Source organism: Bradyrhizobium sp. STM 3566 (assembly GCF_045571445.1).
Taxonomy (GTDB): domain Bacteria; phylum Pseudomonadota; class Alphaproteobacteria; order Rhizobiales; family Xanthobacteraceae; genus Bradyrhizobium; species Bradyrhizobium vignae.
In genome coordinates this window covers 4,459,904-4,483,438 of sequence record NZ_CP120692.1, presented here as the reverse complement: position 1 = coordinate 4,483,438, position 23,535 = coordinate 4,459,904, and the positions used below count along the sequence as shown (strand labels likewise).

Genomic DNA, 23,535 nt, shown 5'->3' with positions numbered 1-23,535 from the left:
ACGCTGGATTTGCTTCGCTGCGCTCGCAATGACGAGGTTGGCGAAAGAGAATTACCTTACCGCAACGGCTTCTTCAGCAGCGAGAAGCGGTCCGGATCGAGGCCCATCGAGGGTTGCAGCATCGGAGCCTCGACGCTCGAGAGCGTCTTCGCCGGCGGAGCCGAGAATACGGGATCGTTCGGCACGTCGCGCTGCGAGGTGGCGCCGCGCCAGCGTTCGAGCACCGCGCCGACGAAATGCATGTCGTGGCCGGAGGTGACCGACGGCACGCTGGAGATGGTGGCCTCGCCGCGCGGCAATTGGTGCGGCGGCACCTCCTTGAAGCGCAGCCGCGTCGGCAGAGCGACGCCTTCGCCGAACGCCAGCACCTCGCGGGTGCCGAGCGAGGGCACGAAGGATAAGAGATTCGCGGCGGCGTCCGACACCGCGGCGCGCAGCAGCGCCTGGTCGCGGTCGTTGGCAAGACGCATCGTGAACAGCGTGTTGCACTGGGAGATGATGGTGGCGTCGAGCTCGGCGGGGCGCTGGGTGATGAGGCCGAGATAGACGCCGTATTTGCGACCCTCCTTGGCGATGCGCGACACCGCCTTGCGGGTCGGCCCGAAGCCGATGTTGCGGTCGGCGGAGGCGTAGCGGTGCGCCTCTTCGCAGACGAACAGCAGCGGCGAGACGCCATCGCTCCACAGGCCGAAATCGAAGGCCATGCGGCACAGCACCGAGACGACGGAATCGATGACTTCGGCCGGGAAGCCGGCGAGCTGCATCACCGTCATCGGCTTGCCGTTGGCGGGCAGGCGGAACAGATGGCTGATCACCTCGGCCATGGTGTCGCCGCCGACATTGGCGTTGTCGAACATGAAGGCGTAGCGCGGATCGTTGCGCACGGCCTCGATGCGCGAAATCAGCTTGTGATAGATGATGCGCGAGGAACGGTTCTCGAGCTTGCCCATACGCTCGTCGATCAGCGATAGCAGGTCGACCAGGCGATAAGGGACCGGCGTGTCGACAGTGTAGCCGACCTGCTTGGGATCGATGCGCTTGAGGCCGATGCGGTCTGCGTTCTGGTACTGGGTGTAGACGCCCTTGGCGAGCGGGATCACCTCGGCGAGGATGTCGAGCTCCTCGGGCACGCCGGCACGGCCGCCGAACAGCACGTCGACGATTTCCTCGAAGTTGAACAGCCAGAACGGCAGCTTCAGGTTCCGCGGGTTGAGCACCAGCGCGCGGTCGCCGAAGCAGCGGCCATACTCGTTGTGCACGTCGAGCAGGAAGATGCGCAGGTTCGGCCGCGCTTTCAGGATCTCGTTGAGCAGGAGCGAGACGCCGGTCGATTTACCGACGCCGGTCGACCCCAGCACCGCAAAATGCTTGGACAGCATTTCCTCGACGTCGACATAGGCGATGACCGAGCGGTCCTGCTGAAGGAAGCCGACATTGATCTGGTCCGAGCCGGTCGGTGCGTAGATCGTGCGCAGCTCCTGGCTCGTGATCAGGTCGACGGCATCGCCGATGGTCGGATAATTGGTGACGCCGCGCTGGAATTTCGGCTTGTCGCCGGCATTGAGGATCTCGCCGAGCAGGTCGACCGAAGCGATGGCGATATAGTTGTCGGAGCTCGACAGATTCTCGCAGGAGACCTCGGTGATCATGGCAACGATGACCGAGCTGGCGCAGCGAATGCTGACGAAGCGGCCGACGGTCGCCCGCACCTCCGAGATCGGCATCCGGCCTTCCGCCAGAAGCCCGACCCGGGCGAGCGATCCGCGAACCGAAATCACGCGTCCAAAGGATGTCACGATTGATGAACCTGGCAAGAGCAAGGGATTTGCCCTGACTATGCGCGGCCGTCGCTGCACAAACGGTTAAACGCCGGGCGCGCTCGCTCCGTCAAATCCGCGACAATTCAGCCGATAGGTTTGTTCCTGATGCACATTTGCGGCTGAAATTGACGGAAGATGCTGTTTTTTCCAGGTCAACGGATCGAGGGCCAACCTTAAGGAAGATTTTACCATTCGGGCAGGCGGTTCGGAGCACCCGCCGGTCCGGCCGGGCCCGCCCGCCATTTGCAGCTGGGCCTCGCGGGGATTTGTTGACGAGACCTAATTATTTGTACACTAGTACAAATGAGTTCACTGCCATTGGCGCGGGTGGGCGACGTTGCGCCCTGCGTCCAATCGCGCCGTCCGGTACGGCAGATCGCGCCAGGTCCCAGGAGGAAATCATGCAGCCCGAACCGATCCTCGATCTCGCTCATCTCGGCCATATGGAGCTGTTGACGCCCAAGCCGGACGAGAGCCTGAAATTCTTCGTCGACGTGATGGGCATGACCGTGAGCGGACAGAAGGGCGAGTCGGTCTACCTGCGCGGCTGGGACGACTATGAGCGCTATTCGCTCAAGCTCTCGGCGTCGAAGACGTCGGGCATGGGCCACATGGCGCTGCGCGCGCGCAGTCAGCAAGCGCTGGAACGTCGGGTTGCCGCGCTGAAGGGCTCCGGTTTCGATATCGGCTGGATCGACGGCGACATGGGGCAGGGGCCGACCTTCCGCTGCCGCGACCCCGATGGCCACATCGTGGAGCTCTATTACGAGACCGAATGGTATCAGGCGCCGCCGGAGCTGAGGCCAGCGCTGAAGAACCAGGCGCAGCGCTTTCCCGCGCGCGGCGTCAATGTCCGCCGGCTCGACCATCTCAACTGCCTTGCCGTCGACATCAAGGCCAACCGCGAGTTCTTCGAGAACTATCTCGGATGCCGTCTCACCGAGCAGATCGTGCTCAATGATGGCCGCGAGGCGGCGATGTGGCTGACGATGTCGAACAAAAGCTACGACTTCGCCTATTCGCTCGACCATTCGGGCGTGCCCGGCCGCTTCCACCATGTCACCTACGCGCTCGACAGCCGCGAGGAGATTCTTCGCGCGGCCGACATCTTCCTGGAGAACGGCGTGCATATCGAGACCGGCCCGCACAAGCACGCGATCCAGCAGACTTTCTTCCTCTATGTCTACGAGCCCGGCGGCAATCGCGTCGAAGTCGCCAATGCCGGCGCGCGGCTCATCCTCGCGCCGGACTGGAAGCCGATCGTCTGGACCGAGGAGGAGCGCAAGAAGGGCCAGGCCTGGGGATTGAAGACGATCGAGTCGTTCCACACCCACGGTACGCCACCGGTGGAGGTGAAGAAGCACGGTTAGAGCAATCTTGCCGACAGCATCGCTCTTTCCGTTCCTTTATCGCACACATTGGGCGTGCCGAACGAGCTCGGCCTGCATGGTTCGAGACGCCCGCTTTGGCGGGCTCCTCACCATGAGGGTCTGATATCTCGCCGCAAAACGCGACCTCGTCCTGAAGGCCCGCCGCAGGCGGGCGTCTCGAAGGATGGCCGCAGGCGAGCCTCGTGCCATGCTTTTTTCGTATCGCCTTAGTGCGGATACGCTCGCACGCGCGCGATCGTCTCGCGCACGCCGGTCCATGCCGGCTTGTCCGGCGCGAACTGCCTGCGGAGGAAGGTGACGAGCTCCTCGACCTGTGCGTCGCTCAAGCTGTTCCTGAATGCCGGCATGTAGCCGAGGTCGCTCGACGCTGGCTCGGCGATGCCGTGCAGGATCACCTGCACGAGATTGTCCGATGTCGCGCTGTGCAGATTGCTGTTGAGCGCGAGCGAGGGCCGGCTGCCGAACAGCGGCAGGCCGCCGACCTCATGGCACACGGCGCAGGCGCCTTGATAGAGGCGCGCGCCGGTTGAAGAGGCGACGGTGACCTGCGTTGCGCTTTCCAGCCGTGCCGCAAGCGCATCCGGCGTCTCGGCTGCGCTGTCGTTGAATGAATTGAGATAGACCGCCATCGCGCGGATGTCCTCATCGGGCAGGGTCTTGAGGTCCCTGACGATCGGTGCCATCGGGCCGGCGGCGACGCCGTGATAGCGTGAATGGCCGGTGCGCAAATAGGCGTAGAGCTCATCCTCGCTCCACGGGATCGGCGCGTGCGAGAGCGAGGTCAGCGCCGGCGCTTCCCAGCCCTCGGCGAAGCCGCCGGCGAGATAGGCCTCGCGCTGCTCGGCGCCGAGCGCGTTGCGCGGCGAATGGCAGGCGCTGCAATGGCCGAGGCCTTCCACGAGATAAGCGCCGCGATTCCAAGCTTCCGACCTGGCGGGATCTGGCTTGAACTCGCGCGTCTGGTGGAACAGCGCGTTCCAACCCGCCAGCAGCGGGCGCAGATTGAACGGGAAGGCGAGCGTGTTGGCGGGTGTTGTCGCGCGCACCGCAGGCTGCGCCATCAGGTAAGCGTAGAGCGCTTGGAGGTCGGCGTCGCTGGTCTTGGAAAAATGCGTATAGGGGAAGGCGGGATAGAGCTGGCGCCCGTCGCGATGCAAGCCGTCGCGCATCGCGCGCTCGAAGGCGGGGTAGGACCAGGCGCCGATGCCGGTCTCGACGTCGGGCGTGATATTGGTCGCGTAGATCGTGCCGAACGGCGTCTGAAGCGCACGACCGCCGGCATTGAGCACGCCGCCAATGTTGGTGTGGCACTCCGCACAATTGCCGAGCGCGGCGAGCTGCTGGCCGCGCGCGATCGTCGCCGCGGAATAGACCGACGCATCGGGCCGCGCGATCGGCGCAATGGTACGTCCCGGCATAAGCGCCGCGCCGATGCCGATCGCGGCGGTGCAGACGGCTGTGACGGCCGCGACGATGCCGGCGCGTTTGGCGAACGGATTTTGCCAGATGCGAGCCGGCCGCGACGCAGCGGAGGTGGGCAGCGCCTGTGGCGTCGCCGGCGCATCGCCGTGCAGGCCTTTCAGGATTCGCTCAGGCGTGAACGGCGGCTCGCGGAAGCGCACGCCGGTGGCATCGAAGATTGCATTGGCAATCGCTGCCGCGCTCGGCACCGAGGCGGACTCGCCGACGCCGAGCGGCGGCTGGTCCTGACGCGGCAGCATCAGGACGTCGATCTTGGGCACGTCGGGAAATGGAATGATTGGATAGGCGCCCCATTCGCGCGCCGCCACCGCGCCGCGCTCGAACGAGACCTCTTCCATCAGCGCGCGGCTGGTGGACTGGATGACGTTACCGTGGATCTGGTGGCGCACGCCATCGGGGTTGATCATCAACCCGGAATCCTGTCCCGCCACGACGCGTGTCACGCTGACCTCGCCGGTCGTCTTGTTCACTGCGACGTCGGCGACCCAGGCCGACCACGCCGCGCCATAACCGGGAAACTTGCTGTGGACGTAGAGCGCATAGGCAAAGCCGCGGCCGTGCACGATCTCGCCGTCCTTCTCCTCGCGCACCGGCCGCGGCGTCCAGCCGGCGCGTTCGGCGACCGCATTGACGAGATCGACGGCGCGCTGATCTTTCAGATAGCGCAGGCGGTATTCGATGGGATCGACGCCGGCTTCGGTTGCAGCCTCGTCGATATAGGATTCATGGGCGAAGGTATTGGGCAACGCCGAGACGCCGCGGAACCAGGAGGCGCGCACGATCGGCGCCATGTCGTGGGCGACAACGCGCATGTGGTCGTAATCGTAAGGCGGGATCGCGGTGCGGTCGCCCATCTGGAGCACGGCGGGATCGGGCGAGATGCGGCCGGTCAGCATCAGCGCCAGCGTCGGTGCGGCGTTCGAGGGATAGCGCGTGGCGAGATCGTAAGCGGCGATGCCGCCGTCGGCATCGAGCCCGCCATTGACGTCGATGAGCTGCGCGGTGCCCTTGGGCTCCCAGGCGTGCTCCTGCTCGCGCGTCAATTGTACGCGGACGGGACGGCCGACGGCGCGCGATAGCAGCAGCGCGTCGGCGGTGACATCGTCGGCGCAGTTGCGGCCGTAGCAGCCGGCGGCCTCCAGGCGGATGACCTCGATCTCGCTCTCGGGGCGCTCGATCAGCAGCGCCAGATCGCTGCGCAGCACGTGCGGGTTCTGCGTGCCCGACCAGACGCGGATATTGCCATCCCTATAATCAGCGACCGCACAGGACGGGCCGATCGAGGCGTGCATCTGATACGGCCAGACGTAAGTGCGCCGCATCGGCTTGGCCGCGCCTGATATCGCCTTTTCGACCTCGCCCTTGTCGATCAGCGTGCGCGGCGTCGACGGATTGGCGCGAAGCGCGGTCTCCACATCGGCGAGGTCGGTCAGGGTGGGTGTCGGTTTCCAGGCGACCTTGAGCTGCTCTGCCGCGCGGATCGCATTCTCCTCGCGCTCGGCGACGACGCCGACGAAATCGCCGATGCGTACCACCGCCACGAGCCCGGGGATGTCGCGCACCGAGGACTCATCCACCGCGATGAGGCTGGTGCCGACGAACGGTCCGGCATCGACGCCGGCATAGGGCGGCCGCACCACACGACCATGCAGCATGCCTGATACCCGGACGTCGTGCACGAAGGTCAGCTCGGCTGCGGCTTTCGCGGGTAGATCGACGCGCGGCACGGACTGGCCGACGATGGCGTAATCGCCAACGGCCTTCACCATGACATCTTCGGCAAGCTCGAGACGAATCGTTTCGCCGCCGATCAGCTCGCCATAGCTGACGCTGCGGTTGTCGTGGCCGCGCACGAGGCCGTCCTCGATTCTGAGATCGGCGGCCGGCAGCTCCAGCCGCTCGGCCGCGTGCGCGATCAAGAAGTGTCGCGCTTGTGCGGCGGCCTTCCGCAAGGGAACCGCGGTGATCTGGATGGTCTCGCTGGCGATCGTCGCGCCCTGGTTCGGCACCACGGCCGTATCGCCGAGCACGACCACGACGCGCGCGAAGGAGACGTCGAGCTCCTCGGCGACGATCTGGCCGAGCGCGGTGCGAATGCCGGTGCCGAGATCGACATGGCCGTTATAGGCGGTGACCGAACCGTCTGCGGTGATGCGGACGAAGGTCTCGGATGTGATCTCGTCCACAGTGCGGGCGACGATGAGCGAACCCGATGGCCGCTCAGCTCCATTCCAAACAGGGGCGGCCATCAATCTGCGGCCTCGGCGAGCTGACCCGATGCGCGCATCACGGCGCGCAGGATTTCGACATGCGTGCCGCAGCGGCAGAGATTGTATCGTAACGCCGCCAGCGCCTCCTGCTCGGTCGGCCGCGGATTGATGGCGAGCAACGCCTTGGTGGTCATGATCATGCCGTTGAGGCAGTAGCCGCATTGCGCGGCCTGCTCGTCGATGAAGGCCTGCTGCACGACGTCCGGCTTGTCGCGGGTGCCGAGGCCCTCGAGCGTCACGACGTCGCGGCCGGCGCAGCCGCCGATCGGAATCACGCAGGAGCGCGCCGCCGCGCCGTCGATCAGGACAGTGCAGGTGCCGCATTCGCCGAGACCGCAGCCATATTTGGGGCCGTTGAGCGCGAGGTCATTGCGCAGCACATAGAGCAGCGGCGTGTCCCGCTCTGCCGTGACCTCGTGGATCCTGCCGTTCACAGTGAGGCGGATCGGTGTCTGCGTCATCCTCGTTCCCAAGCCCGCATGAAATTCGATGCCTGGACGATACCGTTTGTACACAAACGTGCAAGCCGTGCATGCCGCACTGCAACGCGATTGCCTTCTTTGTGGACAGGGCGGATAGGCAAATGAGGTTTTATGCGGCAGCGGCATCTTTTGCGCTGCACCGCCGCTTGACAGGCCCGGGGGACCGCGCGCAACATCGTTCGTATACGAATGATAACTGCAGTGTCCGCCGGCTCCGACATGGTGACTGAAACGACGAGCGCCGTCATCGACAAGATCCGCTGCGATGCTTGTCCGGTGATGTGCTACATCAAACCGGGCGCGGCGGGCGCCTGTGACCGCTATGCCAATCACGACGGCAAGCTTGTCCGGGTCGATCCTCACGTGATCCTGGAACGCACCGTCTCGCATGGCGGCAAGCTGGTTCCGTTCAGCCGCACGGAAGACTGGGACGGCAAGATCGTCCACGAGCCCTCGACTTTTGTGACGGCGATCGGCGCGGGCACGACCTATCCCGACTACAAGCCGGCGCCGTTCATCGTCTCCGCGGAGGTCGATGGCGTCGACATGGTGACCGTCGTCACCGAAGGCATCTTCTCCTATTGCGGCATCAAGGTGAAGATCGACACCGACCGGTATCTCGGGCCGGAGACCGCGACTGTCCGCGCGCAGGGCGAGGCGGTCGGCCATGTCACCACCAGCGAATACGGCTCGCAGATGCTGTCGCTCGGCGGCGTGCATCATCTGACCGGCGGCTCCAAGAAGGAGGGGCGGGTCACCTGCGACACGCTGATGGACCTCGCCAATTGCAAGGCGGTGGAGCTGACCATCGACGGCGGCGCGACCGTGGTGGTGCAGGCCGGGCAACCGCCGATCGTCAACGGCGTCAAGGAAGAGCGCATGCGCGTCGGCTGCGGCTCGGCGACGATCGGCATGTTCGCAAAACAGTGGCACGGCAAGGTCGACGAGGTCGTCGTGGTCGACGACCACATCACCGGCGTCCTCAGCGAGCACCAGGCCGGCAAGCTGCTCGACATTCCCGACACCGGCATCAAGATGAAGGGGCGGCGCTCGACGCCCGGCCGCTATTTCCAGGTCGCCGATCCCGGCACGGGCTGGGGCGGCACCAACGTCTCTGATCCCTTGTCGATCCTCGGGCCGTTCGATGCCAAGGAAGCAAAGCCCGGGCTGACCATGCTGATGGTCTCCACGACCGGGGAGCATTCGTCCTATTACGTGCTCGACGAGGCCTTGAAGCCGGTCGAGACTGAAATGCCGGCCGATTTGAAATTCTCGGTCGAGCGCATCCAGGAAAATTGTGAGCCGGCGCTGTGCACGGTGCTGTTCATGGCCGGCGCCGGCGGCTCGCTGCGCGCCGGCGTCACCGACAACCCGGTGCGGCTGACGCGTTCGGTGAAGGATGCGCTGACGCGCGTCACCAGCGGCGGCGCGCCGGTTTATGTCTGGCCCGGCGGCGGGATCACCTACATGGTCGATGTGACGCAGATGCCTTCCGGCGCGTTCGGCTATGTGCCGACGCCGGCGCTGGTTGCACCGATCGAGTTCACGATGAAGCTGACGGATTATGCCGCTCTCGGCGGGCACATGGATTATGTCAAGCCATTGTCCGAAGTGCAGAACGGCGAGGACGTGCGCCAGCTGTCCTGGCAGAACCCGATTCCGGGTCCGCGGGCATGACACGGCGCCCGCAAATCGCATTGCTGTCTGATGGGCGGCGACTGCATTTGCAGGATGGTCCGATCGATCTGATCGTGGAGGCGAGGGGACGCACGGACGAGGTGCGGGCGGCTTATGAGGCCGCGACGCTGCGGTTCACCGGATTGCTCGACGAGCTTTGCGCGGAGCTACCGCAATTGCGGTCCGCCGCTGAGGATCGGACGTCGCTGACGGGCGTTGTGGCGCGGCGGATGCACGCCGCGGTGGCGCCCTATGCCGCTAATTGCTTCATCACGCCGATGGCGGCCGTTGCCGGCAGCGTGGCGGAGGAGATTCTGAGCGCAATGCTGAACGCTGCGACGTTGGATCGGGCTTACGCCAACAACGGTGGCGACATCGCTTTTCATCTCGGCGCCGGTGAGCATTTTTCGGTCGGCTTGATGGATCGGCCTGACCGCGACGGCGTGATGCGGACGATGAAGATCGATGCGGATGACCCGGTGCGGGGCGTCGCCACCAGCGGGCGCCACGGCCGGAGCTTTTCGCTCGGCATTGCCGATGCGGTGACGGTGCTGGCGGCAACCGCTTCGCAGGCCGATGCGGCAGCGACCGTGATCGCCAACGCGGTCGATCTGCCCGGGCATCCGGCCATTGTTCGGCAGCCCGCGAACGAGCTTCAGCCCGACAGCGATCTCGGCGGCCGTCTTGTCACCCGCGACGTCGGTGAATTGTCGCCGAATGATATCGCCGCCGCGCTGGAATCTGGCGCGGAATGTGCACGGCATTTGTTCGATCGCGGATTGATCGAGGGTGCCGTGCTGCGGCTCTGTGGTGATATGCTTGTCATCGGAACCAAGGATATAGAAGAGCAACGAACGCGCCCGCTTGTGCTGGAGAGCGCGGTCTGTGCCTGAACGGGGAAGCGAAACATGAGCGCGATCATCCGCAAGATCGTCACCGTCGTCGAAGAGACGCAGATGGAGATGGGACGGCAGGTCTCGCCGCCGACCCGGCGCGCGGCGGCGATTGCCGTGATCGAAAACCCCTTTGCCGGGAAATATGTCGAGGATCTCTCGCCGCTGATTGCGATCGGTGAGGAGCTGGGCGAACTCTTGTCTAAGCGCGCGGTGGCCGCACTCGGCATCGATGGCGCCAAGGCGCAGAGCTACGGCAAGGCGGCGGCCGTCGGCGAGAACGGCGAGCTTGAGCATGCCGCCGCCATCCTCCACCCCAAGATGGGCGCGCCGGTGCGCAAAGTGCTGGGCAAAGGCGCGGCTCTGATCCCCTCGTCGAAGAAGCGCAGCGGGCCGGGCACGACGCTGGACATTCCGCTCGGTCACAAGGACGCGGCCTTCGTGCGCAGTCATTTCGACGGCATGGAGGTGCAGATCAACGACGCGCCGCGTGCCAACGAGATCATGGTCGCAGTCGCCGTCACCGACAGCGGCCGTCCGCTGCCGCGCGTCGGCGGACTGACGGTTGCGGAGATCAAGGGCGAAGACGGCTTGAGATAAGATACGTAAAGAGTTCAAACTGGAGGTTGGGATGCGAGCAAGAAATACTATCGTCGGCGCGGCCTTCGCGCTTCTGACGAGCGGCATGGCTCATTCGGCCCTGGCGCAGGACATCAAGATCGGCGAGATCAACAGCTATTCGCTGTTGCCGGCCTTCACCGAGCCCTATCGCAAGGGCTGGCAGCTTGCCGTCGAAGAGGTCAACGCGGCGGGCGGCATCAATGGCAAGAAGCTCGTCGTCGTTTCGAAGGATGATGGCGGCAAGCCGGCGGATGCGCAGACCGCGGCCAACGAACTCGTCTCGAGCGAGGGCGTTGCCATGCTCGCGGGCACGTTCCTGTCGAACATCGGCCTTGCGGTCTCGGACTTCGCCAACCAGAAGAAGGTGTTCTTCCTCGCGGCCGAGCCGCTGACGGACGCCATCACCTGGTCCAAGGGCAACAAATACACCTTCCGCCTGCGTCCCTCCAACTACATGCAGGCCGCGATGTTGGTCGAGGCGGCCGCCAAGCTGCCGGCGAAACGCTGGGCGACGATCGCGCCGAACTATGAATATGGCCAGTCGGCCGTTGCCGTGTTCAAGAAGCTGATGTCGGAGAAGCGCCCGGACATCCAGTGGGTCGACGAGCAATGGCCGCCGCAGGGCAAGATCGACGCCGGCCCGGTGGTGCAGGCGGTCGCCGCCGCCAATCCCGAAGCGATCCTCAACGTCACCTTCGGCGCCGATCTCGTCAAGCTCGTGCGCGAAGGCAACACCCGCGGCCTGTTCAAGGGGCGCGAGGTCGTCTCCTTCCTGACCGGCGAGCCGGAATATCTCGATCCGCTCAAGGACGAGACGCCGGAGGGCTGGATCGTCACCGGCTATCCCTGGTACTCGATCAAGACGCCCGAGCATGATGCGTTCCTCAAGGCCTATCAGGCCAAGTACAACGACTATCCGCGTCTCGGCTCGATCGTCGGCTACCAGACCATCAAGTCGGCAGCCGCGATTCTCGCGAAGGCGAGCTCGACAGATCCCGAGAAGCTGATCGCCGCGGCGGAAGGGCTGTCGATGGGCTCGCCGTTCGGCGAGATCACCTTCCGCAAGATCGATCACCAGTCGACGCTGGGCGCTTTCGTCGGCAAGACCGCGCTGAAGGACGGCAAGGGCGTGATGGTGGATTCGTCCTACAAGAAGGGTGCGGACTACCTGCCCAGCGACGCCGAAATCGAGAAGCTGCGGCCGAAGGATTGATCTCTTTTCCCTCGACCTGCTTGCGGGGAGAGGGTGGGGTGAGAGGGAGCCTCCGCGAGGGAGGTGACAGAGGGACTCGCGGAGACTCCACCTCCCCCGAATTTGCGCGTCGCGCAATTCGACCTCTCCCCGCAAGCGGGGAGAGGTGAACCAAGACCCGCGTGCCGCGGCACGCAACACCAACCCGGACCGCCGATGGCCTTTTACGTCGTACAGTTTCTGACCGGTCTCGCCAGCGCAGCGTCGCTGTTCCTGGTGGCGTCTGGCCTGTCGATCATCTTCGGCGTGACGCGGATCGTGAATTTCGCGCATGGCGCCTTCTACATGATAGGCGCCTACGTCGCCTTCACGCTGACCGAGCGGCTGTCGGGCGCGTTCGGCTTCTGGGGCAGCATCGTTCTGGCCGCGCTCGCCGTGGCGCTGATCGGCGTCATCGTCGAGATGGTGCTGCTCCGGCGCATCTATCACGCGCCTGAACTGTTCCAGCTGCTCGCGACCTTCGGCCTGACCTTGATGGTCGAGGATCTCGTCGTGCTGATCTGGGGGCCCGACGATCTCGTCGGCCGCCGCGCGCCGGGGTTCAAGGGCGCCATCGACTTCTTCGGCCAAAACATCCCGAGCTACGACCTGTTCCTGATCGTGCTTGGCCCCGTGGTGCTCGGCATCCTCTGGCTCTTGTTCCAGCGCACGCGCTGGGGCGTCTTGGTGCGCGCGGCGACGCAGGACCGCGACATGGTTGCCGCGCTCGGTGTCAATCAAAAGTGGCTGTTCACATCAGTGTTTGCCGTCGGCGTCTTCCTCGCCGCTCTTGGCGGTGCGCTCCAGATCCCGCGCGATGCCGTGCATCACGCCATGGATTTGCGCATCATCGTCGAGGTCTTCGTCGTCGTCGTGATCGGCGGCCTCGGCAGCATCGTCGGCGCCTTCGTTGCGGCGGTGCTGGTGTCCGAACTCAATGCCTTCGGCATCCTGATCTTCCCGAAGATCTCCATCATCCTGGTCTTCCTGGTGATGGCAGTCGTGCTGATCGTGCGTCCCTGGGGACTGTTCGGCAAACCGGAGGCGGCGGCGCGCAAGACGCCGGGTCTCACGGTCAATCCCTGGCGGCCACTGATGTCGAACGAGCGGCTCGCCTCACTGGCAGCGCTGGCCATCGCGGCGACGCTGCCGCTGTTCGCCGGCAATTACGCGCTAACGGTCGGGTCGGAGATCGCGATCTTCGTGATCTTTGCCGTCAGCCTGCACTTCCTGATGTCGGTCGGCGGGCTCGCGTCGTTCGGTCACGCAGCCTATTTCGGGCTCGGCGCCTATGGCATCGCCTTCCTCGCCAAGATGGCGGGGCTGCCGATGATCGTGTGCCTGTTGCTCGGCCCGTTGCTCGGCTGTCTGGGCGCGGCGGTGTTCGGCTTCTTCGCGGTGCAGCTCTCCGGCGTCTATTTCGCGATGCTGACGCTCGCTTTCGCGCAGATCGTGTGGTCGATCGCGTTCCAGTGGGTGAACGTAACAGGCGGCGATAATGGCATTCTGGGCCTTTGGCCGTCGAGCTGGGCGGCGAGCCCGTCGCATTTCTACTGGCTGGCGCTCGGCGTCGCGGCGCTCGTCACGATCGCGTTGCGGGCCATGGTGTTCTCGCCGTTCGGCTACGCGCTTCGTGCCACGCGCGACTCGGTTCTGCGCAGCGAGGCGATCGGCATCAATGCCAAGCGCATTCAGTGGACCGCCTTCGTCATCGCGGGCACGACCGCCGGCATTGGCGGCGCGTTGTTCGCCTACCTCAAGGGCAGTGTGTTTCCCGACAATCTCGGTATCTCGCTGTCGGTCGATGCACTGGTCATGGTGCTGCTCGGCGGCGTCGAGACGGTGTCTGGCGCGGTGATCGGCGCGATCGTCTACAAGGCTTTGAACATCTGGCTGGTGAGCCAGACCGATCTGTCGAAGCTCGTGCTCGGAGGCTTCATCATGCTGATCGTCGTCGTCTTTCCCAAGGGCATCGTCGGCATGCTGGAGATGCTGGCGCAGCGCCGCAGGAAGTCCTCGCCGCCGGGATCCCCCTTGCTTGCCAAGCCGATCGAGTCCGCCGAATGAGCGTTGCACCCCCACTTCTCGCGGTCGAAGGCCTGACCAAATCCTATGGCGGCATCCATGCCGTGCGCGGTGTGTCCTTCTCGCTGCAGGCCGGCGAGATCCTGGCGCTGATCGGGCCGAACGGCGCGGGCAAGAGCACCTGCTTCGACATGCTCAACGGCCAGAACAAACCGGACTCGGGGCACGTCCGCCTGCGCGGCGAGGAAATCACAGGCCGGAAGCCGCGTGAGGTGTGGCGGCTCGGGGTCGGGCGCACGTTCCAGATCACTGCGACCTTCGCCACGATGACCGTGCGCGAGAACGTGCAGGTCGCGCTGATCTCGCACGGGAAACAGCTGTTCAATCTCTTCGGCTCGGCGCCGAAGTTCGACCGCGGCGAGGCTGGCCGCCTGCTCGAACTGGTCGGCATGGGCGGTTACGCAGACCGTCCCTGCGGCGAGCTTGCCTATGGCGACCTCAAGCGGCTCGAGCTTGCGGTCGCGCTCGCCAACCAGCCGAAATTGCTGCTGATGGACGAGCCGACCGCCGGCATGGCGCCGCGCGAGAGGGTCGATCTGATGCGGCTGACCGCGCGCATCGCGCGCGAAAAATCGATCGGCGTGCTCTTCACCGAGCACGACATGGACGTGGTGTTCGAGCATGCCGACCGTATCATCGTGCTCAACCGCGGCACGTTGATCGCCGAGGGCTCGCCGGCCGAGGTGCGCGGCAATCCGCAGGTGCAGGCGGTCTATCTCGGGGAAGGCCTGGTCTACGATGCCCGCCATCGCGAGGGAGCCTCGACATGAAGCTCACTGTGCAGGACCTCAACAGCCACTACGGCCCGGCGCACATCCTGTTCGACATCGGCTTCGAGGTCGGGGAGGGCGAGGTGGTGGCGCTGCTGGGACGTAACGGCGCCGGCAAGTCGACGACGTTCCGCTCGATCGTCGGCCTCGTGGCGCAGCGCTCCGGGCGCGTCATGTTTGAAGGCAAGGACGTCTCGGCGAAGCCGACCCATGAGATCGTGCGCGAAGGCCTCGGCTACGTGCCGGAGGAGCGGCGCATCTTCACCGACCTCACGGTTGAGGAAAACCTCGAAGTCGGCCGCCAGCCGAAGCGGCCGAACGCGCCGCACTGGACGCGCGAAAAACTGTTCGCGCTGTTTCCAAATCTCGGCGAGATGAAGAACCGCCCGGGCGGGCGCATGAGTGGCGGCGAGCAGCAGATGCTGACGATCGCGCGCACGCTGATGGGCAATCCCTCGCTTGTGCTGCTGGACGAGCCGTCGGAAGGCCTGTCGCCGAAGATCGTGGAGCAGATGGTCGATGCCATCCTGACCATGAAGAAGGAGGGCGTCAGCATCGTCGTCTCCGAGCAGAATCTGCATTTCGCGCGACTGATTTCGGACCGCGCCTACATCATCGAGCGCGGCCGCATCTGCTTCGGCGGCACCATGGCCGAGCTCGACGCGCGTCCGGATATCCGCGACGCGCATCTGTCGTTGTGAGGCAAGGGGAAGGGCTGCGAACGGATGGCGAGAAGCGTGGCGGCGAAGAAGAACGTCAAACCGTCGAAACCGCCTTACGTGCTCGACGAGCAGGTCGGCTTCATCCTGCGCCAGGTCTGGCAGCGTCACAGCTCGATCTTCGCCCGCGACATCGGCACCAACCTCACGCCGACGCAATGGGCAGCACTGTCGAAGCTCGCCGAGACCGGCCCGTGCTCGCAGAATCAGCTCGGACGCCTGACGGCGATGGACGTCGCGACCATCAAGGGCGTGATCGATCGTCTCACCGCGCGCGGCCTGACCGAGACCAGCCAGGATCCCGATGACGGACGGCGCCTGCTGGTCAGCCTGACCCGCGCGGGACTGCAGCTTGCGGAGAAGTTGGCGCCGAATGCGCTGGCGATCACGCGGGAAACTCTGGCGCCGCTCGACGCCAAGGAGCGCGAGACGCTGATGGCGCTGCTCAATAAGTTGAGGTGAATGACACCGTCATTCCGGGACACGCGCAGAGCGCGTGAACCCGGAATCCGGAGATTGTTGCGCGAGATTTCCGGGTTCGCGCTCACGCGTGCCCCGGAATGACGGCACGTGCCGTCACTTCGCCACCACCTCCGGCACCTTGCCGGCAGGCGGCGTGTTGCGGCTGCGCTGGGTGCGCACGATGCCGTCGATGATGGTCATACCGATGCCGGGGAGGTCGCCGAGCTGGACGCTCTCCAGAATGTTCTTGCCGGGCGAGTGCTGCGCCTTGTCCATGATGACGAAGTCGGCGGAACGGCCGACTTCAATGAGGCCGCAATCGAGCGCGCGCATCCGGGCGGTGTTGCCGGTGGCGAGACAAAAGGCGATCTCGGCCGGAAGCTCGCCGAGCGAGGACAGCATCGACACCATGCGCAAGATGCCGAGCGGCTGCACGCCGGAGCCGGCGGGGGCGTCGGTGCCGAGGATGACGCGGTGCAGGTCGCCCATCTCGCGCGCGGTGCGCAGCGTGAACAGGGCCGAGCGCTCATTGCCGTTGTGCACCAGTTCGAGGCCGCGCTTGCAGCCCTCGCAGATGCAGCGGATCTGGTCATCAGGCAGGGCTGTGTGGCCGCCATTGATGTGGCCGACCACGTCGGTGTCGGCCTCCAGCACCACGTCCTTGTCGATCAGGCCGGAGCCAGGGATCGAGGGGCCGCCGGTGTGGATCGTGCTCTGGATGCCGTATTTGCGCGCCCAACCGACCATTTTTCGTGCGGTCGGGCCGTCCTTCACGCCGCCGAGGCCGACCTCGCCGAGCAGCTTGACGCCGTTGGCGGCCATCTCCTTGAAGTCTTCCTCGACCATCTCGCATTCGATCACCGGCGCGCCGGCGTGAACCTTCACGCCGCCGGGACGCAGGGTCCAGAACGCGCGCTGGGCGAACACGGCCATGGCCTTGAGGCCGACGACGTCGCGGGGACGGCCGGGCATGTGGACTTCGCCGGCGGAGATCATGGTGGTGACGCCGCCATGGAGGTAACTGTCGATCCAGTTGATCTGGTTCTGGCGCGGCGTCCAGTCGCCGGCGACAGGGTGAACGTGACTGTCGATCAGTCCAGGCGCCGCCGTGGTGCCGTTAGCGTCGACGATGGTGGTCGCGCCTTCGGTGTTGACGTCCTCGAAGCGGCCGATCGCGCTGATCTTGCCATTCTCGGCGACGATGGTGTCGCCGTCCAGGATCGGCTTTTCCAAGGCGCCGGACAGGATCAGGCCGATATTTCGGATCACGAGCTTCGAGGGTCCGGCGGCCTGGGGTGCGTCATGCGCCATGGAAAGGGCTCCTTATTCCTAACTGCAACGCTTCCGATCTTGGGCAGCCTTGACCGCGGGATCAAGCCGGATTATTCATTAGTATACAAATGATCGTGTACAAACGACGCATAGCTGGCCGCCTCGGAACCGCACAGAAGCGAAACGGAAGGGTGAAATGAGCAATTTCAATCAGGAAAGCGTTTTGAGCGTCCACCACTGGACCGATACGCTGTTCTCCTTCAAGACCACCCGCAGCCCGACCTTCCGCTTCCGCAACGGCGAGTTCACCATGATCGGGCTCAAGGTCGGCGAGAAGCCGCTGCTGCGGGCCTACAGCGTCGCCAGCGCCAATTACGAGGACACGCTGGAGTTCTTCTCGATCAAGGTGCCGGACGGTCCGCTGACCTCGCGCCTCCAGCACCTGAAAGAAGGCGACGAGATCATCGTCAGCCGCAAGGCCACCGGCACGCTGGTGATCGACAACCTGGAAGAGGGACGCAACCTCTATCTCATCGGCACCGGCACTGGTCTCGCGCCGTTCCTGAGCGTGATCAAGGACCCCGAGACCTACGAGCGCTTCGAAAAGGTCGTGCTGCTGCACGGCTGCCGGCACGTGAAGGAGCTCGCCTATGGCGAGATGATCACCGAGCATTTGCCGAAGGACGAGCTGCTCGGCGAGTACATCCGCAATCAGCTGATCTACTATCCGACCGTGACGCGCGATCCCTTCCGCAACCGCGGCCGCATCACCGACCTCATCACGTCAGGCAAGCTGTTCACCGATATCGGCCTGCCGGTGCTGGAAGCCGCCCGGGACCGCGTCATGATCTGCGGCAGCCCGGCGCTGGTCGCGGATACCCGCGTGCTCCTGACCGAGCGCGGCTTTGTCGAAGGCAACCACGGCGAGCCCGCTCAGTTCGTGGTCGAAAAGGCTTTCGCCGAGCGCTAAGCCCGAAAGAGACCGCATTTTCGCCCTCTGGCGGGCGTTGCGGCGCCGATTCGGCGCTTGATACTATGTGGGAGCGAATCAGCGGAGTTCCCACATGGTTGCGGACAGCGACAGCAATATCGCCTGGCACCGGGTTCAGTTGAAGAAGAATCGCGCCGAGTTGAAGGCGCTGGAGACCGCGCGCTTCACGATGGGGGAGATCGCCTCATCGAAGCGGAACGGACAGACCCAGAAGTCGATCGCGGAGCTCAAGCGGAAGATCGCGCAGTCGGAGCGCGCGATCGCCGATCACGACAAGCGCACGCGCCGTCCGCTCGCAACCGATCTGCAAAGCCTCAGCAATGGCAGCTGGAGCCATTGGGACGCCTACACGCAGCAACAGCGCAAAAGCGGGCAGCGTTCACCCGGGCGGGGTTAACCGGTTTCTCGGCATCTGCGCCGTAGGGACGCAGGTATGTCCCCTTGCTCCGGCCGAGCCACCCGCCATCTGGGTGAGATCGCAGCAATTAGTCCGGTGATGCCATGGTCGTGCGCCTCGATTTCACCAGCGAGGCCTTCTTTCGCGATGCGCCCAAGGTGATTGCGACACTACGCATGTCCGGCCCCGTGGTCGCGACACGATTTCCTCTCATTGGCGATGTCTGGATTACCACGACACATGACGCCGCCGCGCAGGTCCTGAAGGACAGCGCGACCTTCACGCTGCGCAAGGAGGATGGCGACGTCGCGGGTTTGCGCTGGTGGATGCCGAGATACGTCAGGACCATCGCCAACAACATGCTGACGATGGACGAGCCGGATCACACGCGGCTGCGTAGCATTGTGGATGAAGCTTTTCGCCGCCGCGCGATTGTCGCGATGGAGCCGCGAATTCGTGCCATCGCCGAAGGTCTCGCCGATCGGCTATTCGCGAAGGAGCGACCGGCCGATCTCGTCCAGCGCTACGCGCGAATCCTGCCGCTCGCCGTTATCTCGGAGCTGCTGGGTTTGCCGCTGGCCGATCGTCCAAAGTTCATCGCCTGGGCGAACGCGATGTCGTCGCTGACGAATGTCCTCAGCTTCTTCCGCTTGCTGTTCGCGTTCCGCAGCTGCAGATCGCGCGCGTGCAGGGCGGCGAGGGCCTGATTGCCGAGCTGATCCAGGTCGAGCGCGAAGGCAGCCAGATCACGCCAGATGAAATGGTCTCGATGGTGTTTCTGTTGCTCGCGGCGGGATCGGAAACCACAACGCATCTCATCAGCGGTTCCGTCTACGAGCTGCTGAGGAATTCCGAGCTGCGCGACTGGCTGGAACAGGACTGGAGTCGCGTCGGGCTTGCGGTCGAGGAGTTCCTGCGCTTCGTCTCGCCGGTGCAATTCTCCAAGCCGCGCTATGTGCGGCGCGACGTCGAGGTCGAAGGCGTGCGCCTGAAGAAGGGCGACCGCGTCATGGTGATGCTCGCCGCCGCGAACATGGATCCGGCGATGCATGATCGTCCCGAGAGCCTCGATCTCGAACGTAAGCCGAACCGCCATATCTCGTTCGGCACGGGTATCCATTTCTGCCTCGGCCATCAGCTCGCGCGCATCGAGGCGGCCTGCGCGCTGGAAGCGCTGTTCGTGCGTTGGCCGAAACTCCGGCTCGCTGTCGAGCCTTCGCAAATTCGGTGGCGTCGCAGGCCGGGACTTCGCGCGATCGAGAAGCTTCCGGTTCTGGACGACGCTATGACGGCGATGTCTGCCCAGCGGGCCGCTTGACGAGCCGCAACTCCGGAATCGCGCTCGTTCCGAGTGCAAATTTCATCTGAAGTTTGCGCCTCGGCCAGGAACGGTGCGTGATCGCACCTGTTGTGATCCAAACCTCGAAATCCGGAAGCGGAGGTTTACAATGAGTTCCAGTGCGATTCCGGTGTTCGACAAGACGGCGCAGACGACGCATCTCTGGCTCAACGAGATCAGCGAGCAAATCGGTTTGGACGATCAGCAGTCGTGGCGCGTAACGACGGCCGTGCTGCACGCGATACGTGATCGCCTGCCGGTGGAGCTTGCGGCGCATCTGGGATCACAGCTGCCGCTGCTGGTCCGCGGCGCGTACTATGATCAGTTCCGGCCATCGGCGATGCCGAACCGGGTGCGATCGCTGGAAGAGTTTCTTCAGCTGATCGCGGAGAAACTGAAGTTCGGGCGACCGGTCGATACGGAGGATGCCGCACGTGCGGTGTTCAATGTTCTCTCCTGGCACTTGACCGCGGGCCAGATCGAAAAGGTCAGGGAAGCTTTGCCGGAGGACGTGCGGGCGATCTGGAGCGCGGAACCCGGCACGACGGATCAGAGGAGTATGTCGCACTAGGCCGACAGAAACCTCCCCACGAGGCCGGCGTTAGCAGACGGATACCCCGAAAGATGACCGGAGATCCAGCATGCAAGTTCACGAGATCATGACATCATCCGTCCACATTGCCGATCCCAACATGACCATACGGGAAGCCTCCCGCTGGATGCGCGACGACGACGTCGGAGCCTTGCCGGTGGGCGAGAACGATCGCCTCATCGGCATGATCACGGACAGGGACATCGTCACGCGCGCGGTGGCGGAGGAACGCGCGGCGGGCAACACGTCCGTACGCGAAGTAATGTCCGAGGGCGTCTGTTATTGCTTCGAAGACGACGATGTCGAAGGCGCTTCGCAGGTCATGGCCACGCACCAGATCCGGCGTCTCCCGGTGATCAATCGTCAGAAGCGCCTGGTCGGTGTCGTTGCACTAGCAGACATCAGCAGGACAGATGACGAGTGCGCGCAAGACGCGTTGAAGGACATCTCCGCACCCGCTGCGCGGGAGCGGCACTGACGGCGCCACGGCGTCGCTTTCCACGAGGAGGTCCCATGGCCAGCAAGATGCCACCCGTCCCAGATGCCAACCAGAGCCCCAAGGGAACTGGTGACAGCAAGCAGGTCCGCGCAGACCAGACGCCGCACGGTCAGCGGCGTGTGCAGAATCCGGACCAGCAGGGACAGCAAGGCAACATCAAGCAGAACACGACCAATCAAGGCTATCAGCAAGATCGTTGAGGAGGATGACATTCATGTCGACATCCACCAAGACACCAAACAGCATTCGCCAGGGCGGACCCGGCGCGTCGCATGAGAACGCCAAGTCGCCACTGGAGGTGAAGAAGCCGCCGGCGGATGATCCGCAGCGCAGCCACAGCCGGATTTCCGGCGGTGGGGGAGAGCGCGATTCCCATCATAGGCACGATGAGGCCGGAAAGGGCGGAGGCAGGTGACATGACCAACAAGCAACCCAAGCTGTACGCGCCGACTGAAAAGGACATGCGCGACAATCCCCTGATCGGCGGATCGAAGGGGACGAAGATGGCGGGCATCTCGTCTGACGATCTCGAGGACACCTTTGGCGAGAACACCATCGAAGGCGACGTCGAGAACGACGTGAACATCGGTGGCGGTATCGACAAGGATGTCGCGCGGAGTGGTTCGCCCCGAAGGGGACGGTAAGATTGGAGGCCCACGATGCAGGGCAAGAAGACCCATGAGCAGCAAGTGCGCATCCTTGAGCGCAAGCCTGATGTTCCCGATGCGCGAGAACTCGAGCAGGCTGCCGGTCATGACCGCCGCGACACGCCCGTTCATCGGGCCAACCCGGAGGCGCGTCAAAGCGAGTTTGCGGTGAGCCGCGGCGGTCTCAACCAGGAAAGCGACCACAACAAGCACAACAACCCCGGTCAGCGCGGCCATAAGCCGCCGAAGCCGACGCCAGCGCAACAGAAGCACTGAGCCTTCAGAGCTGGACCACTGCAAGAAGAGGAGAGACCGATGCCAGGTGGGCATGGCAGCAAGACGCATTTCAGATCCGGCATGCATGGCAAGGGCGACGGTACTGGCGCCATGGCCGAAGTCCCCAAGGACAAGATCGGCGACAACATGGTCCTGTCCAACCGCGACAAGGCCCAGCATTCGGACATTCGTGGCATGGACAGCAAGTTCATCCAGACCGAGCAGTATCAGGATCACGCGGCCAATCGGCTCGAGGAGGAGCCGGAGACCGACGAGACCTGAGAGGGGTTCCTCCCGCCAACTTGCGGACCGGTGTTCAGCCGGTCCGCTTTTTTGTGGGCATAAGATCGCGCTCCCAGCCGAACACCGAGCGGCCGTCCAGATCCGGTGAGGCCGCACGTTCACCCGCGATGAAATCCGCAACCGAAGGGCCCTGTGCGGTGCGCTCCAGCCGTCGCGCCTGATCGTCGAGGCGCTTGATCGCCTGCATCTCCTCCTCGCGTCCGAGCTTCGCGTTCTGGATCGCGCCCTTCAGCACCCGAATGGTCTCGTCATAGACCTTGATCGGAACGGGGTAGGGATGTCGGTCCTTGCCGCCATGGGCGAGCGAGAAGCGCGCGGGATCTCCGAAGCGATAGGGCGCGCCGTGTACGACCTCCGCGACCATCGCGAGCGAGCGCACGGTGCGCGCTCCGACGCCAGGCGTCAGCAGCAGCTCCGGAAAATCGACCGGGCCACGCTCGGCCGCGGCGGCGAGCGTGCCGTGCAGGCGGCGCGCGAACACGTCCTTGGGACGGACGTCGTGATGTGCGGGCATGATCAGGTGCGGCAGCGTGCCTTGTGCCGGCGTGGACTCGGCCTCCATGAGCCGTTCGAATTCGGAGATGATGCGGTCGGGGCCGAGATCGGAGAGCAGCTCGACCTGCGCCGCCCGGGAAATATCGGCGCGATGATCGGTGAGATTGACGATCTCCCCCTGTTGCGGCCCGTCAATTGCGCTGTGCGGCGTATCGACAAAGCTCTTCAGCGCCTCGGAATGCCAGTGATAGCGTCGCGCCTGCCGCTTGTCGCCATTCATGCCCTGCTGCACCACCGTCCATTTGCCGTCGGCGGTAACGAAGAAGCCGTGGAGGTAGAGGTCAAAGCCGTCCTGGACCGCGGCGCTGTCGACCTTGGCCACCAGGCGGCTGGCACGGGTCAGCTTGATGCCGTCGAATCCGACGCGGTCGCCGAGTTGCAACAGCTCATCCGGCGTCTTGCGCGAATGCTGACCTCGGCCGCCACAGACGTAAATCCCGAGCTCGTCCTGAAGCGGTCCGAGCCCACGCTTCAATGCGCCGATCACGGAGGTGGTGATGCCGGAAGAGTGCCAGTCCATCCCCATCACGGCGCCGAACGACTGGAACCAGAACGGATGCGACAGGCGCTGGAGAAACGCATCGCGGCCGTAATGATGCACGATCGCTTGGGTGACGATCGCCCCCAGCGAGGACATGCGGCTCGCCAGCCACGGCGGAACTCGTCCGGTGTGAAGAGGAAGATCAGCGCTGCCGGTGCGTCGAGTCATGGGTAGCCAAGCTAGCGCATTCCGGCGACGGTTGCACCAGTGGGATGCCGCG

Annotated in this window: 23 protein-coding genes and 1 pseudogene; 19 read left to right on the top strand and 5 right to left on the bottom strand. The window is 64.6% G+C overall.

The annotated features are described in order from the left end of the window. Positions 1-56: 56 nt before the first annotated feature. On the bottom strand, positions 57-1,796 hold the full coding sequence (locus P6U27_RS21725; protein WP_162500326.1) for an ATP-binding protein: 1,740 nt from the start codon (positions 1,794-1,796) through the stop codon (positions 57-59). Between the two features lie 425 nt (positions 1,797-2,221). On the opposite strand from P6U27_RS21725, the gene P6U27_RS21720 reads away from it, so the two are divergent. Continuing rightward, the gene (locus tag P6U27_RS21720; protein ID WP_407192567.1) at positions 2,222-3,190 is read left to right on the top strand and encodes a catechol 2,3-dioxygenase; all 969 of its coding nucleotides are present in this window, start codon (positions 2,222-2,224) and stop codon (positions 3,188-3,190) included. 227 nt (positions 3,191-3,417) lie between these two features. On the opposite strand, the gene P6U27_RS21715 is transcribed toward P6U27_RS21720, so the two are convergent. Together P6U27_RS21715 and P6U27_RS21710 are read right to left on the bottom strand one after the other, a co-directional pair. Next, positions 3,418-6,942: a molybdopterin cofactor-binding domain-containing protein gene (locus P6U27_RS21715; RefSeq protein WP_407192566.1), complete on the bottom strand. Its 3,525-nt coding sequence runs from the start codon at positions 6,940-6,942 to the stop codon at positions 3,418-3,420. Continuing rightward, positions 6,942-7,424, bottom strand: coding sequence for a (2Fe-2S)-binding protein (locus P6U27_RS21710; protein ID WP_129143145.1), 483 nt, complete (start codon positions 7,422-7,424; stop codon positions 6,942-6,944). The genes P6U27_RS21715 and P6U27_RS21710 overlap by 1 nt, the downstream gene beginning before the upstream one ends. Before the next feature lie 240 nt (positions 7,425-7,664). Between P6U27_RS21710 and P6U27_RS21705 the strand changes: the two genes are divergently transcribed. The 8 genes from P6U27_RS21705 (at position 7,665) to P6U27_RS21670 (ending at position 15,903) form a co-directional block, all read left to right on the top strand. Then, positions 7,665-9,122: a 6-hydroxynicotinate reductase gene (locus P6U27_RS21705; RefSeq protein ID WP_407194469.1), complete on the top strand. Its 1,458-nt coding sequence runs from the start codon at positions 7,665-7,667 to the stop codon at positions 9,120-9,122. Further along, complete coding sequence (locus P6U27_RS21700; RefSeq protein WP_407192565.1) at positions 9,119-10,015, top strand: UPF0280 family protein; 897 nt, start codon at positions 9,119-9,121, stop codon at positions 10,013-10,015. Before P6U27_RS21705 ends, P6U27_RS21700 begins: the two co-directional genes overlap by 4 nt. 15 nt (positions 10,016-10,030) lie before the next feature. After that, positions 10,031-10,615 carry an amino acid synthesis family protein gene (locus P6U27_RS21695; RefSeq protein WP_024338309.1) on the top strand — a complete coding sequence of 195 codons (585 nt, stop codon included), beginning with the start codon at positions 10,031-10,033 and terminating at the stop codon, positions 10,613-10,615. 31 nt (positions 10,616-10,646) lie between these two features. Further along, positions 10,647-11,849 (top strand): ABC transporter substrate-binding protein, encoded by a 1,203-nt coding sequence (locus P6U27_RS21690; protein WP_407192564.1) that lies wholly within the window; start codon positions 10,647-10,649, stop codon positions 11,847-11,849. A gap of 195 nt (positions 11,850-12,044) precedes the next feature. Then, positions 12,045-13,934, top strand: a complete 1,890-nt coding sequence (locus P6U27_RS21685; protein ID WP_407192563.1) for an ABC transporter permease — start codon at positions 12,045-12,047, stop codon at positions 13,932-13,934. Further along, a complete protein-coding gene (locus tag P6U27_RS21680) occupies positions 13,931-14,722 on the top strand; it encodes an ABC transporter ATP-binding protein (RefSeq protein ID WP_407192562.1) in 792 nt (263 codons plus the stop codon). The genes P6U27_RS21685 and P6U27_RS21680 overlap by 4 nt, the downstream gene beginning before the upstream one ends. Then, positions 14,719-15,423 carry an ABC transporter ATP-binding protein gene (locus P6U27_RS21675; protein ID WP_407192561.1) on the top strand — a complete coding sequence of 235 codons (705 nt, stop codon included), beginning with the start codon at positions 14,719-14,721 and terminating at the stop codon, positions 15,421-15,423. Before P6U27_RS21680 ends, P6U27_RS21675 begins: the two co-directional genes overlap by 4 nt. 24 nt (positions 15,424-15,447) lie before the next feature. After that, a complete protein-coding gene (locus P6U27_RS21670; RefSeq protein ID WP_122403805.1) occupies positions 15,448-15,903 on the top strand; it encodes a MarR family winged helix-turn-helix transcriptional regulator in 456 nt (151 codons plus the stop codon). A 114-nt stretch (positions 15,904-16,017) separates the two neighbouring features. Here P6U27_RS21670 and P6U27_RS21665 read toward each other — a convergent pair whose 3' ends face one another. After that, positions 16,018-17,214: an amidohydrolase family protein gene (locus P6U27_RS21665; RefSeq protein ID WP_407192560.1), complete on the bottom strand. Its 1,197-nt coding sequence runs from the start codon at positions 17,212-17,214 to the stop codon at positions 16,018-16,020. Positions 17,215-17,371: 157 nt separating this feature from the next. Here P6U27_RS21665 and P6U27_RS21660 point away from each other — a divergent pair, with 157 nt between their 5' ends. The 10 genes and pseudogenes from P6U27_RS21660 (at position 17,372) to P6U27_RS21615 (ending at position 22,198) form a co-directional block, all read left to right on the top strand. Then, entirely contained in the window at positions 17,372-18,145 is a 774-nt protein-coding gene (locus P6U27_RS21660) for a ferredoxin--NADP reductase (RefSeq protein WP_129143149.1), read from the top strand. A gap of 94 nt (positions 18,146-18,239) precedes the next feature. Continuing rightward, positions 18,240-18,563, top strand: coding sequence for a hypothetical protein (locus P6U27_RS21655; RefSeq protein WP_122403802.1), 324 nt, complete (start codon positions 18,240-18,242; stop codon positions 18,561-18,563). A gap of 104 nt (positions 18,564-18,667) precedes the next feature. Then, positions 18,668-19,881: pseudogene (locus tag P6U27_RS21650) on the top strand (cytochrome P450). A gap of 130 nt (positions 19,882-20,011) precedes the next feature. Next, complete coding sequence (locus P6U27_RS21645) at positions 20,012-20,473, top strand: DUF2267 domain-containing protein (RefSeq protein ID WP_407192559.1); 462 nt, start codon at positions 20,012-20,014, stop codon at positions 20,471-20,473. A gap of 70 nt (positions 20,474-20,543) precedes the next feature. Next, the gene (locus tag P6U27_RS21640; protein WP_407192558.1) at positions 20,544-20,972 is read left to right on the top strand and encodes a CBS domain-containing protein; all 429 of its coding nucleotides are present in this window, start codon (positions 20,544-20,546) and stop codon (positions 20,970-20,972) included. Positions 20,973-21,007: 35 nt separating this feature from the next. Then, entirely contained in the window at positions 21,008-21,193 is a 186-nt protein-coding gene (locus tag P6U27_RS21635; protein WP_129143153.1) for a hypothetical protein, read from the top strand. Between the two features lie 14 nt (positions 21,194-21,207). Beyond that, positions 21,208-21,408: a hypothetical protein gene (locus P6U27_RS21630; RefSeq protein WP_122406730.1), complete on the top strand. Its 201-nt coding sequence runs from the start codon at positions 21,208-21,210 to the stop codon at positions 21,406-21,408. Position 21,409: 1 nt separating this feature from the next. Further along, on the top strand, positions 21,410-21,637 hold the full coding sequence (locus tag P6U27_RS21625; RefSeq protein ID WP_122403798.1) for a hypothetical protein: 228 nt from the start codon (positions 21,410-21,412) through the stop codon (positions 21,635-21,637). A 15-nt stretch (positions 21,638-21,652) separates the two neighbouring features. Next, positions 21,653-21,916 carry a hypothetical protein gene (locus tag P6U27_RS21620; protein WP_129143154.1) on the top strand — a complete coding sequence of 88 codons (264 nt, stop codon included), beginning with the start codon at positions 21,653-21,655 and terminating at the stop codon, positions 21,914-21,916. 39 nt (positions 21,917-21,955) lie between these two features. Further along, positions 21,956-22,198, top strand: coding sequence for a hypothetical protein (locus tag P6U27_RS21615; RefSeq protein WP_122403796.1), 243 nt, complete (start codon positions 21,956-21,958; stop codon positions 22,196-22,198). Positions 22,199-22,232: 34 nt separating this feature from the next. Here the strand turns inward: P6U27_RS21615 and P6U27_RS21610 are convergent, their stop codons facing one another. Beyond that, a complete protein-coding gene (locus P6U27_RS21610) occupies positions 22,233-23,483 on the bottom strand; it encodes a DUF763 domain-containing protein (RefSeq protein WP_122403795.1) in 1,251 nt (416 codons plus the stop codon). Positions 23,484-23,535 lie beyond the last annotated feature (52 nt).

Excerpts from the sequence above, each read along its gene's own strand:
- P6U27_RS21640 (WP_407192558.1), top strand. The coding sequence starts at position 20,544 with ATGCAAGTTCACGAGATCATGACATCATCCGTCCACATTGCCGATCCC.
- P6U27_RS21670 (WP_122403805.1), top strand. The coding sequence starts at position 15,448 with ATGGCGAGAAGCGTGGCGGCGAAGAAGAACGTCAAACCGTCGAAACCG.
- P6U27_RS21655 (WP_122403802.1), top strand. The coding sequence starts at position 18,240 with ATGGTTGCGGACAGCGACAGCAATATCGCCTGGCACCGGGTTCAGTTG.
- P6U27_RS21695 (WP_024338309.1), top strand. The coding sequence starts at position 10,031 with ATGAGCGCGATCATCCGCAAGATCGTCACCGTCGTCGAAGAGACGCAG.
- P6U27_RS21665 (WP_407192560.1), bottom strand. The coding sequence starts at position 17,214 with ATGGCGCATGACGCACCCCAGGCCGCCGGACCCTCGAAGCTCGTGATC.
- P6U27_RS21680 (WP_407192562.1), top strand. The coding sequence starts at position 13,931 with ATGAGCGTTGCACCCCCACTTCTCGCGGTCGAAGGCCTGACCAAATCC.
- P6U27_RS21620 (WP_129143154.1), top strand. The coding sequence starts at position 21,653 with ATGCAGGGCAAGAAGACCCATGAGCAGCAAGTGCGCATCCTTGAGCGC.
- P6U27_RS21610 (WP_122403795.1), bottom strand. The coding sequence starts at position 23,483 with ATGACTCGACGCACCGGCAGCGCTGATCTTCCTCTTCACACCGGACGA.
- P6U27_RS21645 (WP_407192559.1), top strand. The coding sequence starts at position 20,012 with ATGAGTTCCAGTGCGATTCCGGTGTTCGACAAGACGGCGCAGACGACG.
- P6U27_RS21700 (WP_407192565.1), top strand. The coding sequence starts at position 9,119 with ATGACACGGCGCCCGCAAATCGCATTGCTGTCTGATGGGCGGCGACTG.
- P6U27_RS21690 (WP_407192564.1), top strand. The coding sequence starts at position 10,647 with ATGCGAGCAAGAAATACTATCGTCGGCGCGGCCTTCGCGCTTCTGACG.
- P6U27_RS21625 (WP_122403798.1), top strand. The coding sequence starts at position 21,410 with ATGACCAACAAGCAACCCAAGCTGTACGCGCCGACTGAAAAGGACATG.
- P6U27_RS21630 (WP_122406730.1), top strand. The coding sequence starts at position 21,208 with ATGTCGACATCCACCAAGACACCAAACAGCATTCGCCAGGGCGGACCC.
- P6U27_RS21715 (WP_407192566.1), bottom strand. The coding sequence starts at position 6,942 with ATGGCCGCCCCTGTTTGGAATGGAGCTGAGCGGCCATCGGGTTCGCTC.
- P6U27_RS21660 (WP_129143149.1), top strand. The coding sequence starts at position 17,372 with ATGAGCAATTTCAATCAGGAAAGCGTTTTGAGCGTCCACCACTGGACC.
- P6U27_RS21615 (WP_122403796.1), top strand. The coding sequence starts at position 21,956 with ATGCCAGGTGGGCATGGCAGCAAGACGCATTTCAGATCCGGCATGCAT.
- P6U27_RS21685 (WP_407192563.1), top strand. The coding sequence starts at position 12,045 with ATGGCCTTTTACGTCGTACAGTTTCTGACCGGTCTCGCCAGCGCAGCG.
- P6U27_RS21705 (WP_407194469.1), top strand. The coding sequence starts at position 7,665 with ATGGTGACTGAAACGACGAGCGCCGTCATCGACAAGATCCGCTGCGAT.
- P6U27_RS21720 (WP_407192567.1), top strand. The coding sequence starts at position 2,222 with ATGCAGCCCGAACCGATCCTCGATCTCGCTCATCTCGGCCATATGGAG.
- P6U27_RS21635 (WP_129143153.1), top strand. The coding sequence starts at position 21,008 with ATGGCCAGCAAGATGCCACCCGTCCCAGATGCCAACCAGAGCCCCAAG.
- P6U27_RS21675 (WP_407192561.1), top strand. The coding sequence starts at position 14,719 with ATGAAGCTCACTGTGCAGGACCTCAACAGCCACTACGGCCCGGCGCAC.
- P6U27_RS21710 (WP_129143145.1), bottom strand. The coding sequence starts at position 7,424 with ATGACGCAGACACCGATCCGCCTCACTGTGAACGGCAGGATCCACGAG.